The organism is Kocuria sp. KKT182 (assembly GCF_055635395.1).
Genome location: NZ_CM145757.1, coordinates 820,754 through 837,512, shown reverse-complemented (window position 1 = coordinate 837,512; position 16,759 = coordinate 820,754). Strand labels below are relative to the sequence as shown.

Annotated in this window: 15 protein-coding genes and 1 riboswitch; of the genes, 3 read left to right on the top strand and 12 right to left on the bottom strand. The window is 68.6% G+C overall.

What is annotated here, in order from left to right; genetic code table 11:
* Positions 1-5 precede the first annotated feature (5 nt).
* Positions 6-392: a BlaI/MecI/CopY family transcriptional regulator gene (locus ACZ2G1_RS03795; RefSeq protein ID WP_257879654.1), complete on the bottom strand. Its 387-nt coding sequence runs from the start codon at positions 390-392 to the stop codon at positions 6-8.
* Between the two features lie 108 nt (positions 393-500).
* Here ACZ2G1_RS03795 and ACZ2G1_RS03790 point away from each other — a divergent pair, with 108 nt between their 5' ends.
* The 3 genes from ACZ2G1_RS03790 to cydD are packed head-to-tail and all read left to right on the top strand — an operon-like array spanning position 501 to position 6,650.
* Positions 501-2,084 carry a cytochrome ubiquinol oxidase subunit I gene (locus tag ACZ2G1_RS03790; protein ID WP_019311285.1) on the top strand — a complete coding sequence of 528 codons (1,584 nt, stop codon included), beginning with the start codon at positions 501-503 and terminating at the stop codon, positions 2,082-2,084.
* A 28-nt stretch (positions 2,085-2,112) separates the two neighbouring features.
* A complete protein-coding gene (gene cydB, locus ACZ2G1_RS03785; protein WP_019311286.1) occupies positions 2,113-3,207 on the top strand; it encodes a cytochrome d ubiquinol oxidase subunit II in 1,095 nt (364 codons plus the stop codon).
* Entirely contained in the window at positions 3,204-6,650 is a 3,447-nt protein-coding gene (gene cydD, locus ACZ2G1_RS03780) for a thiol reductant ABC exporter subunit CydD (RefSeq protein ID WP_144943349.1), read from the top strand. The genes cydB and cydD overlap by 4 nt, the downstream gene beginning before the upstream one ends.
* A gap of 185 nt (positions 6,651-6,835) precedes the next feature.
* Here cydD and ACZ2G1_RS03775 read toward each other — a convergent pair whose 3' ends face one another.
* From ACZ2G1_RS03775 to ACZ2G1_RS03725, 11 genes are all read right to left on the bottom strand, one after another.
* Entirely contained in the window at positions 6,836-7,744 is a 909-nt protein-coding gene (locus ACZ2G1_RS03775; RefSeq protein ID WP_144943350.1) for an aquaporin, read from the bottom strand.
* 387 nt (positions 7,745-8,131) lie between these two features.
* Positions 8,132-8,293, bottom strand: a complete 162-nt coding sequence (locus tag ACZ2G1_RS03770) for a hypothetical protein (protein WP_186367325.1) — start codon at positions 8,291-8,293, stop codon at positions 8,132-8,134.
* Positions 8,294-8,342: 49 nt separating this feature from the next.
* Complete coding sequence (locus tag ACZ2G1_RS03765; protein ID WP_144943351.1) at positions 8,343-8,561, bottom strand: hypothetical protein; 219 nt, start codon at positions 8,559-8,561, stop codon at positions 8,343-8,345.
* 533 nt (positions 8,562-9,094) lie between these two features.
* On the bottom strand, positions 9,095-10,264 hold the full coding sequence (locus ACZ2G1_RS03760) for a heparan-alpha-glucosaminide N-acetyltransferase domain-containing protein (RefSeq protein WP_336650737.1): 1,170 nt from the start codon (positions 10,262-10,264) through the stop codon (positions 9,095-9,097).
* Positions 10,265-10,727: 463 nt separating this feature from the next.
* Positions 10,728-11,693, bottom strand: coding sequence for a cytochrome c oxidase assembly protein (locus tag ACZ2G1_RS03755; protein ID WP_144943356.1), 966 nt, complete (start codon positions 11,691-11,693; stop codon positions 10,728-10,730).
* A gap of 285 nt (positions 11,694-11,978) precedes the next feature.
* A complete protein-coding gene (locus ACZ2G1_RS03750; RefSeq protein ID WP_144943352.1) occupies positions 11,979-12,662 on the bottom strand; it encodes a DUF305 domain-containing protein in 684 nt (227 codons plus the stop codon).
* Positions 12,659-13,306, bottom strand: a complete 648-nt coding sequence (locus ACZ2G1_RS03745) for a DUF3105 domain-containing protein (protein ID WP_035964797.1) — start codon at positions 13,304-13,306, stop codon at positions 12,659-12,661. Before ACZ2G1_RS03745 ends, ACZ2G1_RS03750 begins: the two co-directional genes overlap by 4 nt.
* Before the next feature lie 784 nt (positions 13,307-14,090).
* Positions 14,091-14,750, bottom strand: a complete 660-nt coding sequence (locus tag ACZ2G1_RS03740; RefSeq protein WP_470377494.1) for a C40 family peptidase — start codon at positions 14,748-14,750, stop codon at positions 14,091-14,093.
* A 5-nt stretch (positions 14,751-14,755) separates the two neighbouring features.
* Positions 14,756-14,911, bottom strand: a riboswitch (cyclic di-AMP (ydaO/yuaA leader).
* 572 nt (positions 14,912-15,483) lie between these two features.
* On the bottom strand, positions 15,484-15,654 hold the full coding sequence (locus tag ACZ2G1_RS03735) for a hypothetical protein (protein ID WP_284563951.1): 171 nt from the start codon (positions 15,652-15,654) through the stop codon (positions 15,484-15,486).
* A 114-nt stretch (positions 15,655-15,768) separates the two neighbouring features.
* Positions 15,769-15,897 (bottom strand): hypothetical protein, encoded by a 129-nt coding sequence (locus ACZ2G1_RS03730; RefSeq protein WP_255219702.1) that lies wholly within the window; start codon positions 15,895-15,897, stop codon positions 15,769-15,771.
* Positions 15,894-16,103 (bottom strand): hypothetical protein, encoded by a 210-nt coding sequence (locus tag ACZ2G1_RS03725; RefSeq protein WP_336650714.1) that lies wholly within the window; start codon positions 16,101-16,103, stop codon positions 15,894-15,896. The genes ACZ2G1_RS03730 and ACZ2G1_RS03725 overlap by 4 nt, the downstream gene beginning before the upstream one ends.
* Between the last annotated feature and the right edge of the window lie 656 nt (positions 16,104-16,759).

The following is a 16,759-nucleotide window of genomic DNA, read 5'->3' as shown; positions in this document are numbered from 1 at the left end:
TGGACTCAGTGGTCGTCGAGGAGGCGCCGCAGAGTTTGTGCCTCCTCGGAACTGACGCCCCCGACGAAGCGTTCGAGTACGGCGGCCCGGTCGTTGGCTGTTCCGAGGACCTCGTGCATGAGGGAGGCCATGTGCTCTTCGCGGGACGCTGCGGCGTGGTACCGGTGGGGGCGGAAGGTGCGTTCCCGTGTGACGAAGCCTTTGCGCTCCAGGCGGGACAGGACGGTGAGCACGGTGGTGGCGGCGCGGGGGCGACCGCTGTCGGTGGCTAGGGGGAGCTGGTCCTGGAGGTCGTAGGCCGACAGGGGGGTGTCCGCCTGCCAGAGGATCTCCATGATGGATCGCTCCAGGTCACCTAAGGAGGTTGCACGTTTCGATTCGTTGGTTGCCACCAGCTGATTCTAGCGGACCGACCCACGTGTTCTACAGTGGTGTAGAAGTAGTTCTACGACTCGTAGAACTACTTCTACACCACTGTAAAAAGGCTTGGGGGACAACCCATGGATCCGTTGGAGATCGCCCGGTGGCAGTTCGGGATCACCACCGTCTACCACTTCGTGATGGTCCCGCTCACGCTCGGGCTGGGTCTGCTGGTGGCGCTCATGCAGACGATGTGGGTGCGCACCGGCAACGAGCGTTGGCTGCGGATGACGAAGTTCTGGGGCAAGCTCTACCTGATCAACTTCATCATGGGCGTGGCCACCGGGTTGGTGCAGGAATTCCAGTTCGGGATGGCCTGGAGCGAGTACTCCCGCTTCGTCGGCGACGTCTTCGGCGCACCGCTGGCGATGGAGGGCCTGCTCGCCTTCTTCTTCGAGTCCACCTTCCTGGGCCTGTGGATCTTCGGCTGGGACCGCCTGCCCAAGAAGCTGCACCTGGCCACGCTGTGGACCGCGGTGCTCGGCTCCGTGGTCTCGGCCTTTTTCATCATCGTCGCCAACTCCTGGATGCAGCACCCGGTGGGCGTGGAGATGGTGGACGGCCGCCCGGTGATGAACGACGTGTGGGCGGTGCTGACCAACAACACGGCCCTGGTGGCCTACTCCCACACCCTGGCCGGAGCGGTGGCAGTGGGCGCGGCGTTCCTGATCGGGGTTTCCTGGTACCAGCTGTGGCAGCGCCGCCGGGACAACATCGACACCGTCGACGACTCCGGTGCCGTGGTCGTGGGAGAGCGGGCCGATATTCCCGGGCGGGACCGGGTCGACCACGCGGTGTGGCTGTCCAGCCTGCGCATCGGTGCGGTGGTCGCCGCCGTCGCCTTCGGCGGGGTCGCCGCCACCGGGGACCTGCAGGGCAAGCTCATGTTCGACCAGCAGCCGCTGAAGATGGCCGCCGCTGAGGCGGCCTGCCACGATGGCACCAGCTTCTCGGTGCTGGCCGTGGGCCCGCTCGGAGCCCAGGACTGTGACCAGGTGACCAACGTCATCGAGATCCCGGGCCTGCTGTCGTTTTTGGCCCACGGGGACTTCGACACCGAAGTCAAGGGCGTGAACACCCTCATCCCACAGTACGAGGCCGCCTACGGCACCCACCTGCCTGAAGACCCCATGTACGGCGAACGGGCCGGCCAAAAGATCGACTACCTGCCCCTAATGGAGGTCACCTACTGGGGGTTCCGCCTGATGATCGGCTTCGGCATGCTCGCCGCCGGCTTCGCGGCGCTGACGCTGTGGCTCACCCGGAAGGGCACCGTCCCGGCTTCCAAGCCCTTGATGTGGGTGGCGGTGGCCTCCATCCTGGCACCCTTCGGGGCCAACATTGCCGGGTGGGTGTTCACCGAGATGGGACGGCAACCGTTCGTGGTCGTCCCGAATCCCAACCCCAGTGGTGTGGACGGGGTGTACATGTACACCGCCGCTGCCGTCTCCCCGGGAGTCAGCGGGGAGGAGATCCTTTTCTCCCTCATCACCCTCGGGCTGATCTACGCGGTCCTGCTGGTGGTGGAGACGAGGTTGCTCGTGCGCTACGTGCGCGGCGGGGTCGCCTCGGCCATGCCCGAGCTCGCCCACCACGAAGATGACCCCGCCCATCCCGAGGGCATGACCGGTCGGCGCGATGACGTGCTGGCCTTCGCCTACTGAGCCCGACGACCACAGAACGGCCCCTGACATGGAACTGCTTCCCACTCTCTGGTTCATCGCCATCGCGGTGCTGTGGACCGGGTTCATCCTCCTGGACGGCTTCGACCTGGGCGTGGGGATGCTCATGCTCACCAGTACCCGCGATGAGCGCCAGCGCCGGCAGATGCTCAATACCATCGGCCCGGTGTGGGACGGCAACGAGGTGTGGCTGATCACCGCAGCCGCCGGGCTCTTCGCCGCCTTCCCCGACTGGTACGCCTCCTTGTTCTCTGCCCTGTACGTCCCCTTCGTGTTCGTCCTGGTCGGGCTGATTTTCCGGGCGGTGTCCATCGAGTACCGCGGCAAGGTCCACAGCGACCGGTGGCGGCGGTGGGTGGACCGGGCCCTGGGCGGGGGATCGTTCCTGGTCGCCTTCGGGCTCGGTGCTGCCTTGGCTTTGACCACTACGGGCCTGCCGCTGAACGCCAACGGCGACCGCGTCGGCGGGGCCTTCGCCTGGTTCACGCCCTACGCGCTGCTCGGTGGGCTGGCGCTGGTCGGTTTCTGCCTCGTGCACGCCTCGGCCTTCCTGGGACTGAAGACCGAGGGCCCGGTCCGGGTGCGTGCCCGCCAGTTCCTCCTCCGTTTCGGCCCGGCCGCGCTGGTGCCGCTCACCGTGTGGGTGTTGGCCGTTCAAGTGCTCCACGACAAGGCCTGGACCTGGCCCCTGGTCGGTGCCGCGGTCGTCGCCGCGCTCTTCGGGTGGACCAGCGCCCGCCTGGGCCGGGAAGGCCGCGCCTTCGCCGGCTCCGCCGCACTGCTGTTCTGCGGCCTTACCTCAATCTTCGCCAACGTCTACCCCGTGGTCCTGCCCTCCACGATCGACCCCGCCCACCACCTGACGGTGGCCAACGCCTCCAGCAGCGACTACACCCTGGGGGTCATGACCGTCGTGGCGGCCATCGGCTTGCCCTCGGTGATGCTCGCTCAGAGCTGGAGCTATTGGGTGTTCCGCCGGCGCCTGACCACCGGCCATCTTCCCGCCCCCCACCCCGTCCTTCCCGCCGTTGCCCCGAGCCGCGCCGCGGGTACCCGACGTGAGGGTGTGCCGGGGACGGGCACGGACGGGAACCAGCAGGCATGAAACGTCCCCCGCTGGGCCCCGGTGGTGCTGCCACAGTCTTCACCCTCGGCCTCCTCGGAGCGCTCAAGGCTCTGGCTCTGATCGGCATGGCCGAAGCCCTGGCCCGCGGCATCGTCGGGGTCATCGCTCATGACACGGCGGCCTGGCAACGGGCTCTGCTGGTCGGGGTCGGTGCCGGGCTGCTGCGTGCCGCAACCACCTGGGCCACCCAGGTCGTCGCCGTCCGCGCCGCCGGTCGGGCGAAGCGGGGGCTGCGCCGAGAACTCGCCACCCGCCTCCTGGCCGGGGGCGGCCACGACGTCGGCGCCACGACCACTGTGGGCACCATCGGCCTCGACGCCCTCGACGACTACTACGCGCGCGTGCTGCCCTCGGTCACCGCCGCCACCACCGTGCCTCTGCTGGTCGGGGCGCGGATCCTGGCCGCCGACTGGGTCAGCGCCCTCATCATCGTGCTCACCGTGCCCCTGATTCCGGTGTTCATGGCACTGATCGGGCTGCACTCCCAGGACAAGGCTGAGGAGTCCTCCGCCGCCCTTCAACGACTCTCCCACCACCTGGTCGAACTCGCCCGTGGACTGCCCGTCCTCGTGGGCCTGGGACGGATCGAGGAGCAGGCTGCGGCGCTGCGCGATGTCTCCGAGCAGCACCGGCACACAACCATGGTGACCCTGCGCACCGCGTTCCTCTCCGCGCTCGTGCTCGAGCTGATCGCCACGCTCTCGGTCGCCGTCGTGGCGGTGTTCGTCGGCGTGCGCCTCGTCTACGGTGACCTCGACCTCCTGGTGGGACTCATTGCCCTCATCCTCGCCCCCGAATGCTTCGCCCCCTTCCGCGACCTCGGCGCAGCCTTCCACGCCTCCCAGGACGGCATGGCAGCCTTGCACTGCTCCCGTGAGATCGTCGCCGAGCCCCCGGCCCCCGACATCCGCAGACCGACGCCACCGGAATCGAACCCCGCAACGATCAACCCCCAGCCGGACACCCCAGCGGACCAGGCACCCGCGGTGCGAATCAGTGGCGTGGTCGTGCGCTACCCAGGACGGCCCTCCCCAGCAGTATCCGGTCTCGACGCCGAAATCCCTTCCGGAACTATCACTAGCGTCGAAGGCCCCAGCGGCAGCGGCAAATCCACCCTGCTCGGGGTCCTCGCCGGAACCATCGAAGCCCAAAAAGGAACCATCCACGGGATCGACCCGGCTGCAGTGGCCTGGGTGCCTCAGCACATCCACACCGTCGGCGAGACCGTCCTCGACGAGATCCAGCTCTACGCCCACGACACCGCTTCCACCCACCACGCCCTCGCGCGAGTCGGACTGACCGGGCTGGCCGAGGCGGACCCGAACCAACTCAGCCCCGGGGAACTGCGCCGCCTGGGCCTGGCCCGGGGCCTGGTCCGCATCACCGCCGGGGCCCGGCTGCTGCTCCTCGACGAGCCCACCGCCCACCTCGATCCCACCAACGCGCACCGCATCAGAAACCTCATCGACAACCTGCGCGGCACCACCACCGTGATCCTGGCCTCCCACGAAACCGAGATCACCGCCCTCGCCGACCAGAAAGTGCTCCTGGGGCAGCCCGCCAGCCCCCGCGGGGAGGGGGCGCATCGCCAGCCAGGAACCACCGCCCCGGAGGAGCAGCAGGCCTCCGATCGCCAGGGCGAGGCGTTCACTTCTTCACTCGCCGAGACCTCCGGTGGTGCGTTGGGCGAGCTCAGGGCGTTCCTCGCCTCCACTCGCTGGCGCATGTTGGGGGCAGCGGCCCTGGGGACGGCCTCAGCCCTGTTCGCCGCCGCCCTCACCACGCTGTCGGGCTGGCTAATCGTGCGCGCCAGCGAGCAGCCGGGAATCATGTACCTGATGGTCGCCATCGTCGGCGTCCGCTTCTTCGGCATCGGCCGCGCCGTGCTGCGCTACGCCGAACGACTGGCCACCCACGACGCCGTCCTGTCCGCCACCACCGAGCTCAGGTCCCGGATCTGGGCCGGGCTGGCCGCCCGAGGCCTGGCCTCCCGGGTTCTAGCCACCGGTGGGGCGGCCCTGGAGCACCTGGTCGACGCCGCCGACCGGGTCCGCGACCTGGCCCCCCGGGTCCTGCTGCCACCGATGGCCGGGGCCGGCACCGCCCTGGGGGCTGTCGTCGCCGTCATGGCCCTGTGCCCCAGCGCGGTGCCCACGCTACTGGTCGCCGTCCTCGGCGGGCTGCTCGCCGGGCCCGTCGCGGCGCTGCTGGCCGACCGATCCGCGGCCCGCCACCTCACCGTCGTGCGCTCCAGCGTGATCCGCCGCTTCGCCGCGATGGTCGCCGCCTCCGACGAGCTGCGCGCCAACGATCGAGCCAAGGACATGCTCGCCCGGCTCGACGACCTCGAGCAGTCCGCGGACACCGCAACCCGGTCCACTGCCTGGGCGCGGGGCCTGGGCGAGGCCGTCGTGGTGCTGGCCTGCTCCCTCTCCTCCGTGCTCATGCTGGCAACCACCGCCGAAGCCCGGGCGGCAGGCACAATCTCCGCACCGGTCGTCGCCGCACTCGTGCTGCTGCCCCTGGGCCTGATCGATCCGCTGCTCGGCGCGGTCGATGCGGTACAGCAGTGGCCCGCGCTGGCCCAGTCGCTGCGCAAGGTCCATGCCGTCACCGCCACAACCACCCGCCATAAGCGACCTCGGCCCCCCGCCGGGCTGGTTCCGGCTCAGGTCCAAGAGCTGACGCTGGCCGACCTGGCCGTCACCTGGCCGCAGGCGCCGGCCCCGGCATTCCGCCACCTCCAGGCCACCGTGCGCCGGGGCCGGTGGCTCGTCGTTGAAGGTCCCTCCGGCTCAGGCAAATCCACCCTGCTGGCGACCCTCCTGGGCCACTTGCCCGCCGCGGAGGGCTCATGGCAGGTCAACGGCTCCGACAGCACCACCTTCGACGCCCGGCAGCTGCGGCGACGCTTCGCCTGGTGCCCCCAGGAGGCACACCTGTTCGACTCCACCATCCGCGGGAACCTCCTGCTCGCCCGGGGGAAAAACGATCGGCCCACCGATGAGGACATGCATGAGGTCCTTACCCGCGTGGGCCTGGAGTCCTTCATGGGTGGATTGCCCCAGGGCCTGGACACACCAGTCGGCCCGAGCGGAGGGAGCCTCTCGGGAGGCCAACGACAACGCATCGCCGTCGCCAGGGCGCTGCTCACCCGCGCCGACGTCCTGCTCCTCGACGAACCCACCGCTCACCTCGACGCACCCGCTGCCCACTCGCTGATCTCCGACCTGCGCTCAGCACTGTCCGACCGCATCGTCGTGCTCGTGACCCACCACGCCGAACAACGCACTGGAGCAGACGTTCGCCTCCACCTGCCAGGAGCGCACCAGCACTGCGCACCACAGCCCAGTGACCATGCACAGACCAGTGACCATGCGCAGGCTAGAAACGGCGACCGGTCACTGACGCGTGTTCCCTGACCGTCCCGCCAACGCAGAAAATTCCAGGCGTCCCAGATGGGATACAGCCCTTCCGGGGACTCTGCTCGACCCGTCCTCAGCGCCGGCGCCCGGCTGACCTGCGCTGGCACGGGTTAATCCGGAAGGCTCCGAGAAGACGCCATGGCGAGTAGGACCATCCCGTGACGAGACACCGCTCGGCTCCCTCACGCTCCCGGGGCGATGGAGGTGTCGGTGCTCGCTGTGGCGTCTTCGGCGGGCGGCACGGTGGCGCGGCGGGGTGAGCGGCCCAGATCTACCACACGGTAGATCAGACCCGCCACCAGACCCCCCAGCAACGGGGCAACCCAAAACAGCCACAGCTGAGACAGGCTTTCAACACCCCCGATAACCGCGGTGCCGGTGGAGCGGGCCGGATTCAGCGACCCGCCGTCGAAAGGCGCCAGGATGGTGAGCAGGAAGGCGAAGCTCGCCCCGATCGCCACCGGGGCCAGGACCGCGTTGGCCCGTGGGGCTGTCGAGCCCAGGACCACGAGGACGAACAGCGTCGTCGCCACGAACTCGACCAGAAGCACGGTGGACCAACCGGCTTGGGAGGTGGAGTTCTCCCCGTAGCCGTTGGCCACCGCCCCCAAGGCCTGGGCGGTGGTGGAGGCATCAATCAGTGTCATCAGCACCGCCCACAGCATGCCCACCGCGACCAGCGCCCCGAGCACCTGGGCCACCACGTAGCCGAGGGCGACCTTGGCCGGAGTGCGCCCGGACACGACCGCCGCCAGGGTCACTGCCGGATTGAAGTGTCCCCCGGAGACGTGTCCAAAAGCCACCAGTACCGCCAGCAGCCCCAGCCCGAAGCCCAATGCGGAATCAATCACCTGGGTGGCGAAAATCCCCGTGCCCACCCCAGCGAAGACGAGCACGGTAGTACCGGCGAACTCCGCCGCCCACCGGGCACCGGCAGACGGGGCCCGGCTCACCCCGACGGCGACGGACTCTTTGCGCACCGCATCCGGGACCGGGGCCACCAGATCCTGGAAGTCGGGGGCGGCCGTCTCCGCAGCACGGGCAGGCGCGGTGGATCCCGAAACAGCGGGTCCCGAGGTCTTGTCAGTCATAAGGGGTTCTCCTGCAGGTCGCTCGACACGGCAGTGCCAAGATGATGGGTCAGCAAGTCCGGGCGCCGGGCGCCGTTGCCATACGACCACGGTTAGCTGAATGGTCCTTGAACACGGACCCAAACGTGTCGATCCCACGGCAGGTCCTTGCTGGTCGGTCGCGTCCCTGTCGGCGAAGGGGCGGCTCCACCAGATGAAGGACTTCCTGGTGGGGCCGACCCCAGCGAGGAACAGCCCATCGGGTCAGGAGTGGCTGGGGCGGCGGGCCGGGATGTGATGAGTCTGCCACCCCACCGGTCCTGGACGGGGAATGAGTAGGTGCTGGGACGGCGGTCGGCCCGACCGGTGGGTCCATCAGGAACCCCCGGTCGGGCCGATGATTACGGGTCAGCGCAGACTCAGGGCTGTGGTGGTGATGTCAAAGATGCCAAACTGGTCGATCAGTGCCGGGAGGTCCTCGGCCTCGGGTCTGAAGCCCAGCAGCGGCACGATAGAGCCGGTATGGTCCTGGGACTTCTCGGTCGGGGAGGTGGCGTAGTTGAGATTCATGCGCCCACCGTCGGTGGTGGCTAAGTCGCCGTCGCACGGGTGGACCGTCTCAGGCTGCCTTTACCAGGTCAGGTCGTGGCAACTGGCGCAGTCGGCGGGTTCCCGCCGGCAAGGTGGCGTGCACAATTGCGTACCGCTCGCTCAACACGTCCTGAGCACCGCCGAGCACTTTCTGATGGTCCGCACCGGGCACCGCGACGAGGTGGGCGGTGGCCACGTTCATCCCCGAGGTCAGCGTCCACAGGTGCAGGTCGTGTACCTGGGCCACCCCGCATCTGTTATCCCGCGGCGCGTCTGCCGGCATCCAGGTCCAGCGCCACCTTGCAGGGGCGCAACCGATGCCGAGAGGGTTATGCCGCCTGCCCATCGGTGACCGGTCAAGGACCCCGGTAGCCTCCAGGGCCTGAGCCCATCGAGCCTCTGCACCGTGCGTCACGGGGCTGGAATCACGTGCCGATCCTCGTCACATGATCCCAGCCCCGCAGTCGAAAAGCCCATGCAGGTGCCCTGCCGGCCAATGGCGGCGTGCTCATGTTCTGTCTCGGGTACCCAAAATGTTCGCTGGCCTGCTGATCGGATCCGACGGCAGGGCACCCGTCGGAGGAATGGGCGCACCCGGACCACGACGGGCCCGGAAGGCCGGACCGGTTCGTCGTCGTGACTACCGAACCGGTGGCCCAGCAGGGGCCGACCGGCGAAGGCACGGTTTACTTCCGTGGGGTCCGTAGGGGTGTTTTTGGTGTCCGCTACCGATATCGCCGGCTCGATGGGAACCAGCCGCTGTTGCAGCCGCGTCCGGGCTCAGGATTCGCGACGACCGGGGGCGAGGACGAGCCCGCGCCCCGCGCCGGCGGTCCGGGCCAGGGCCCGCTCCAGCGGGCCTTGCCCGTAGGCGCGCTGCCAGGCCACGGCGAACACCGCCGCCCCGATGGCGTGAATGAGGAACCACAGCAGGGGCACCTCGTAGTGCACCATCGCGGCCAAGGCCAGCAGGTGGGCCGTGTAGAGGGTCAGGGTCATGGAGCCCGCAGCACTGAGCGGCAGCAGCCAGGCGCCGGCCTTCCGCCCGATGAGCAGGAACGCCCCCAGCACGGCCGTGCCGGAGCCGAGACCGTAGAGGATGGCGATCGGGGTGTTGGTGTGCGGGCCGGGGATCAACAGCCACCACCACGTGGTGTCGGGCAGGACGGGGTCGGGGCCCCAAATGATGATCTCGTCGATCTGTTCGTGGCTCAGCGACGGGGTGGAGCTCATTAGTTGGTCGTAGCCGCCGGCCTGGAGGATCAGCACCCAGTAGACCAGCCACGCGGCCAGGGCCAGGATCAGACCGGCCGTGAACAGCCGGCCCTGGACGTGCAGGGACCGCAGGTTGAGCCGGCCGATGGCTATGCCGGCGAGCAGGTAGGTCAGGTAGGGGACGGCGGGGTAGGTGCCGGTGAACAGCACCTGGGACAGCACGGTGCCGGGGTCGGTGAGCACCCCGGTGATCGTGGGATTGTAGGTCTCCATCGCCGGCAGCACCCCGCGCAGGGACAGCATCAGCACGGGGGTGAGCACGGCGCTCACCCCGGCGAGGACGAACAGGGTGCGGGCGGGCAGGTGCAGGAAGGGGATGGCCAGCAGGAAGAACATCCCGTAGTAGAGCAAGATGTTGTAGGCGGGCGGGTCGCCGGGCATGAGCTGGTTGACGAGCAGACCCAGCACGGTGATCAGCACGGCCCGGATGAACAGCCCCACCCGATCGGCGGTCATCGTCCGGCCCCGATGGGATGTGCGCCCGCCGGTGGAGAACGCCAGGCCGACCCCGGCCAGCAGGGCGAACAGGGCCGCGGCGCGCCCGGCGAACAGCTGCCACTGCAGGGTGACCTCGTAGGTCTCAGGGTTCCAGGCGGGCAGAATGTGGATGGAGAACATCCCCAGCAGGGCCAGACCCCGAGCGGCGTCGACCCCCACCAGCCGTGGCTTCTTCACCAGCGGGAGGACTGAGCCCCCCTGTTGGTCCCCGCGTCCCCGAATTCGGGTGGTGGATGTTGACCATGCTGGTGCGTTCCTTCTCTCGGATGTACCGGCGGGTCCCGCCCACCGGCCCGGACCTGCGGGCCCCTCTCAACCTCCATCCCACCAAGGCGGATTAGCCCAGGGTTATCCTTTTCCTGTGTCCTGGCTGTGGAAGCAGTTCTCGCCTCCAGGACCGCTGCGCCGAGTTGCGGACGGTTTTCTCCGGCCCCGCGAATATCAGCACCACGGATGTACAACCGGGCGAGAACCGGCGGAGAAGGCCGGCGTCCGGGTCGTCCACACCCTGAGCTGAGTCCCTGGCCAGACAGGGCCCTGCAGACCACCGGCAGACCACGCACTAGATGACGGCAGGGGCGGGCGGGTCGCGTCGGCGTCCCTGCCCGTTCCAGCCGGCGTCAGCCGGTTCCCGTGGGGGCTAGCGGTTCTCGGTGCGCTGCTGCAGCTGATCCAGGTAGGCGTTGTAGGCATCCAATTCCGGGGTGCCCCTGACGGCGGTCTCGGTCTCGTCGCGGGCGGCTTTGCGCGCATCGTCGCGGTGCCATTGGGCCATGATGAACAGCAGGATCAGCAGGGACGGCAATTCTCCGTAGGTCCAGGCCAACGAGCCGGCCAGGACCTGATCGGCCATCGGGTCGATGCCCCAGTTGGCGGGGGGCGTGGCGAAGAACTCCACGACGGGTAGCGGGGCCATCATGACGATGACGCCGAAGAAGGCGTGCAGCGGCATCTCGGGGACAATGTCGGCCAAGCGACTGCCGTAGGTCTGCTTGATCGGTAATGGATCGGCCGACAGCAACGGAACGGTGAACAGGATCCCGGAGGCCAAGAACAGCAGTTCCAGCCCGATGTGGCCGTACCAGGTGGGCAGCAGCCGGTCGTCCAGATCGCTGAGATACACCCCGTAGAAGCTGACCAAGAACAGCGGGACCAAGAAGGCGGGGTGGATGGCGAGCCTGCCCCAGCGGGAGCGCAAACCCCACAGGGCCAGACGCAGCACCACGGCGCCGGGTCCGCGGTGGGGTGTGGCCCGCAGCAGCAGAGTGCCCGGGCTGCCCAGGACCAGCAGCGCTGGGACGAACATCATCAAAGTCAGCTGCTGGAACATGAACACGGAGAACATGCGCAGCCCGTAGCCTTCGATTCCCGCGCCCATGGTGACCGCGGTGGCCGCGCACCCGGTGAGGAAGCACAGGGTCCGCCACACCGACCACCGCCGCCGTGCTGTCCACAGCCGGGTTGCTCCGGCCAGATACAGCACAGCCAGCACCAGCGCGATGGCCGGGATGAGCGGGATCGGTTGCATCGTGGGCGCCAGGAAGTTCTCCAGACTCGGGGGCTCGGTCGGGACCCAGACCGGCCCTTCCACGCTGGGGTCAACCATGGTCACGGAGAGCATCGACTGCCAGGGTCGCATTTTCGCACGCCACAGAACGGGCCCGGGGTCCTGATCGGGCCCTGAGCTCAGGACCGGGGCCGGTGGGGCGGGCGTGCCCCACCGGCCCCTTCCCGGACTTCCATGGGATCTCGGAGGTGGCGGCCGAAGAACCCCGGTGGATTCCGGTCCCGGCGCACAGCTGGGCCGAACCTGGAGACCGGTTCACGTCTGAGCCCGTCAGCCTTTTCACGGGCCCGGCCACGTGTGCTGATCCTGGCGTGCGGATGGACATCATGATGGGGTGCGTCGCTCGGCCAGCAGGTCCTCCATGTAGTCGATCTCGGAGGTCTGGCTGGTGGCGATCGACTGCGCCAGGGACGTCACCACGGGATGGTCGGTGCGCTCCAGGATGGCCTGGGCCATGGTCGCACCTGCCTGGTGGTGGGGGATCATCAACTCGAGGTAGAGCCGTTCGGCCTTCCGGCCTTGGGCGTCCTGGAGCTCGGCCAGCTGCTCGGCGGTGGCCATACCCGGCATTCGCGCGTCCAGGCCCGGGGCCGTGGAGTCCATACCGGGCATGGACGTGTGGTCCTGCGCGCCGTCGTCCATCCAGGCCATGGTCGGCTGGGACGAGGCCTGGGGCAACCCCCACACGGAGAGCCACCCGTACATCTGCCCGACCTGTTGCTGCTGGGTGCGGGAGATGTCGTAGGCCAACCGGCGGATCTCCGGGTCTTCCGTGCGGTCACGGACCAGGGAACTCATTTCCACCGCCTGCAGGTGATGGGTCTGCATGTCGCGGGCGAACCCGGCTTCCGGGCTGCCCTCCGCCGGGGTGGAGGACCTCGGAGCACTCAGCTGCCCCACCGCCCAGCCGGCCGCCACCAACAGCACGGCCGCCAGCACCAGCAGGACCCACCGTCCCCGGTGCCCTGCCAAGCTCCTGGAGGCGGCGCCGGTGGTGCTGGTGCTCATGCGACCCGGCTGGGGGCATCGATGCCGCCGGTGCAGGATGCCCCGGGCTCCGGGGCGTCGGGGGACTGCCAGTACTTGGTCACGAACTGCTCCAGGCGCTCATCCTCCGGGGAGTCCAGGGCGACCTGAGCCCCCCACGCCGAGACCATGATGGGGGCGCCCAGATCCTCGTAGGGGGAGAGCACCACGTAGGTGTCCGGGACAGCCTGGCGCAGGGCCTCAGCCTGGTCCTCGGACAGGGCCGAGGGGTCGTAGGCGGCCCACACTGCCCCGTGCTCCAAGGCGTGCACGGCGTTCTCCTCGGGCACCGGCTCGGTGTAGACCCCGCAGTTGAGCCAGTCACTGGCGTGGTCCCCGCCCACCGGAGGGGACTGCTCGTAGTCCACCGCGGTCTCCACATGGGAGTTGCCGAGGCCCTCGAAGGTCTGCAGCCCGGCGATCTCGATGTCCTCCCGCGCCTGGGGCGGGGGATCGTTGATCACCGCCACCGTCACCAGGGCCGCCACCGCCGCGACAGCCGTCACCGCACCCGCGCCCGCCAGGACCCGCCGCCTGCGGGTGGCCCGGGCATCGGCCGCCCAGTGCTTCTCCAGCAGCGCAGCGCGTTCCTGCCGCGCCCGCTCCGGGTCCGTACCACCAGCCATGCGTCCTCCTTGAAAGGCCCAAAAAGGGTCTTGCTCCTCATGAACGGGCAGGACAGTAGCCCACTGCGCTGAGCCTTTCCTGCAAGGCCTTCTTGGGAAGATCGTCCACCACCCACTCCTGGACATGTGGGCGAGTGTGCATCCTCGAGCGCAGGAGAGGCGCGTCCTCGGTGGCTAACGACGACGACGCAGGAGATCCCGGCCTGGGGCGGGAAGTAAGGACCGGGTGCGCACTCCTCGCTGGTCGTTCAAAGAGGACGCACCCGGAGTATGTGATGCCTGAACCGGCTCAGCGTAGGCAAACCTGGACCGGCCCGGAGCCGACGTTGACGCTGTCGAGGACCGCCTGGTGGCCGTTCCAGCCGCCGTGCACGGCCTCGCCACCGCCGGGATGGACCCCGGTGTGGGCGCCCCCGGGGAGCAGTCGACGAGGACACCGGTCTAGGTCTGGACGGTGGAGACGCGGGCGCCGGACTCAAGTGATCGGCCGGTTAGCCGCGGAAACTGGTTCCGGCCGCGCCCAGCGCATCACTCACCGCCCCAGTGCAGGCCTGATCCCGGACGGTGTCACCGAAACGACCGATGTCCGACGGGGGTGCTTTCGGAAAGAAGCACTCCCGCAGCAGGTGAAGGGCGCAGCAGGTGAAGGGCGCAGCAGGTGAAGGGCGCAGCAGGTGAAGGGCACAGCAGGTGCGCGTGAGGTAGAGGCGGCCCGGCCCCGGGTGAGAGCGGTCCGGGGATCTGCTGCGGTGACCCCGTGGGGCACCGCAGCAGCGAGTCCGGCTCAGCGGTAGGTGTAGTACCCGTCGACGGGCATGGCGTTGACGGAGTGGACGAAGGTGCCCTGGGTCGGGTTCAGCGCCGAGACCATCTTGCCGCCACCGATGTAGATGCCGATGTGGTTGCCGCCGTTCTGGGACACCAGGTCACCAGGCTGCGGGTTGGACGTCGGGGTGGCGGCGGCGATCTGCTGGAAGCTGGTGCGGGGGATGTCGATGCCGTTCTGGGCGTAGACCCAGCCGGTGAATCCGGAGCAGTCCCAGGCCCCGAAGGAGGTCCCGCCCCAGACGTAGCCGGTGCCCACGCCCTGCATGGCCGTGCCCACGATGCCGCCGGCGGCCGGGGCGATCTCGGTGATGGCGGTGGACTGCGGGCTCACGCTCGAGGTGGCGGCGCTCTGCTGCGGGGCCGGGGCTTGGTCGGCGGGGGCGGCGGGCTGCGCGGCGACCGGGGCCTGGTAGGTGTAGGAGGCCAGATCGGCCATCGCCGAGGCCGGAGCCGCATAGGAGGACCCGGAGGCGGCGGGGATTTCGGCGTAGGCCTGGGCCGGAGCGATGGAGCCCACCAGCGCTGCGCCGGCGGCGGCGGCGATGGTGGTGGTGCGCACAGCTCGGGACGAGGTCTCGGCGCGGTGGCGGGCAGCGTTCAGCTTGAAAAGCGACATGGTGGAGTTCCTCCCTTTGCCTACGAGGTGAGCTGTCGGATGCGGGTGGGAGACACCCGGCCGCAGAACGCACGCGCTCTGAACGGCTTAACCCCAAGGCCCCGGATCACCGGGACCGGTAATGGTTCCCCCGCTTCTGCCAACCGATTTCTCTTCAGGAACCCCGAGCACCGGCAGAACTCGGCGATGTGCCACGGGGGCGCCAAGAAGATCAGCTCTCGGCACGAGGAGGACAATACAGGGCCCACCCCCTAATGTCACGTTTTGGTCACGGCCGCCGATCGGGTGGTCGTCTTGGTTGCCGAGGGTGCTCAGCAACGTGTTCCCGGCCCAGTGGAGCTTCGTTTCGGGCGGGAACATCAGTGTGTTCACCGTTAGCGGGGGCATGGCCGGGGAGAGTCCCTGATGGGCCCGAAGATGCACACCCTCGGCACGCCTGCGGCGGCCTGTCAGCACTGGGAGACCGCCGGTGGCTGCGGTGGGCGGTTTCCGCGCGTAGGGCAAGAAAAGCGATCGAGGCTCTCGGGCGGAGGCTTCGGAGGATATCGGAGGATAAATTCAGCGCGCGCTCATGTCTGCCGTAATCCGCCATCCGAACGAAGCACATTTCTTCATCGAATCTTCATGCCTTCAGCGTGTAGAGGAATAACGGGCACGCTCAAGGGCAGGACAGGAATCGATGTGTTCTCCGGCAGGTGATTCGACTGCATGGCCCTAGGAGCACGCCCGGGGGTCAGTGTTCAGACGGCATCGACACGGCCGCCTCCAAGACGTTGATTCCGTTTGCGGCAACGGGAAATCCGGAGGATGCTTCGTCTGCTGCTTCCTCGATACTGCCGGTATATCCGGGCAGGACCAGGGCGCACCCCAGGACGAGGGCGGTGATGGTGATGGTGCGCTTCACAGGGGGCCTCCAATCGGCGGGGCGAGCGGGCAACGGCATCGGCCGCTCGAGACGCCAACAAGATATCCGCCTCGCCGTGGCGACGCCTGCCAAGCCCTTGCGAAATGACCGCCTCTACCCGAGGGGGTGGTCGTTGCGGTCCATCTGCCAGTCGGCCAGGTCCACGGAGACCGCCGCGGCGGCGCCGGCCCACAGAGAGAAGTCGAGCCATTTCCCGCTGAGCTGGAACCGGTCGTCGCTCACGGTCGGTCCTGCCCGGCGGGCCCGTCTTGGCCGAGCGGGACGGTGTCCTTCCAGAAGCCCTGGGCGCGGAGGAACCTCTCGAGGTTCTCGCAGTGGTCGGGGCACGCCAGCCAGCTCTTGCGGTGGTGTGGGGTGTGGATGCGCGGGTTGTTCCAGCGGATCCGCCACGCGGCGTCCGCGCCGCAGCCCTTGCGGGAGCACTGCAAGTTGTCGGGTCCGGCCGGTGGTGCCGCGGATCCGTGCGGGGACAGCGATCTGAGCCGGTCGGACTCCACGGCGGTCGTGCTCCTCAGGGCGCTCGGGCAGGCTCCCCGGACAGCCCCGCGTCAGGCTCAGGCCGCGCCGCGGCGTCGGGAGGTGTCGTCCTCGACAGTAGCGGAGGAAGCCGGTTTCCCGCTGGGAGCAACCCTGCTCCCAGAGCCCGATGTCGCGGTCTGCGGGCTCTCGTTGCGGTGTCTTTCCGTCGTCGCCGTGACCGGTGATGGACTCACCCGCCAACACGGGGTGAAGTGACCCCCGTCATCAGGACACCCACGGCAGTGTGGCCCCTGCTCAGCGTAGGATTCCCGTCTTGACTTCGAAGTCGTTTGTATAGCTTTCCTCAAGATGGCGTGAAGATTCCCCATAACTTGCCCTCTGGTAGCTGTACGGGCTGTTCTTCCGGACCGGTGAGGGCATAGTTTGCAAGTGAGAACACCCCGTTCTCATCACCCCGTGCACGGGCGTTAGGGTGCCCCAGTCTTTGCTCCCCTTAGGCTGGGGCACCCGTCGATAATGTGGAGGAGCGACGTAGCCCGGACCGAAGAATCCGACGGATCCGGGACTGGCTCGCGGGCCCTCAATTGGCAATCCGAGGGCAAGA

Coding starts and splice junctions, on each gene's coding strand:
- ACZ2G1_RS03790 (WP_019311285.1), top strand. CDS start 501: ATGGATCCGTTGGAGATCGCCCGGTGGCAGTTCGGGATCACCACCGTC.
- ACZ2G1_RS03750 (WP_144943352.1), bottom strand. CDS start 12,662: ATGAGCACCAGCACCACCGGCGCCGCCTCCAGGAGCTTGGCAGGGCAC.
- ACZ2G1_RS03770 (WP_186367325.1), bottom strand. CDS start 8,293: ATGAATCTCAACTACGCCACCTCCCCGACCGAGAAGTCCCAGGACCAT.
- ACZ2G1_RS03740 (WP_470377494.1), bottom strand. CDS start 14,750: ATGTCGCTTTTCAAGCTGAACGCTGCCCGCCACCGCGCCGAGACCTCG.
- cydD (WP_144943349.1), top strand. CDS start 3,204: ATGAAACGTCCCCCGCTGGGCCCCGGTGGTGCTGCCACAGTCTTCACC.
- ACZ2G1_RS03745 (WP_035964797.1), bottom strand. CDS start 13,306: ATGGCTGGTGGTACGGACCCGGAGCGGGCGCGGCAGGAACGCGCTGCG.
- ACZ2G1_RS03775 (WP_144943350.1), bottom strand. CDS start 7,744: ATGACTGACAAGACCTCGGGACCCGCTGTTTCGGGATCCACCGCGCCT.
- ACZ2G1_RS03755 (WP_144943356.1), bottom strand. CDS start 11,693: ATGGTTGACCCCAGCGTGGAAGGGCCGGTCTGGGTCCCGACCGAGCCC.
- cydB (WP_019311286.1), top strand. CDS start 2,113: ATGGAACTGCTTCCCACTCTCTGGTTCATCGCCATCGCGGTGCTGTGG.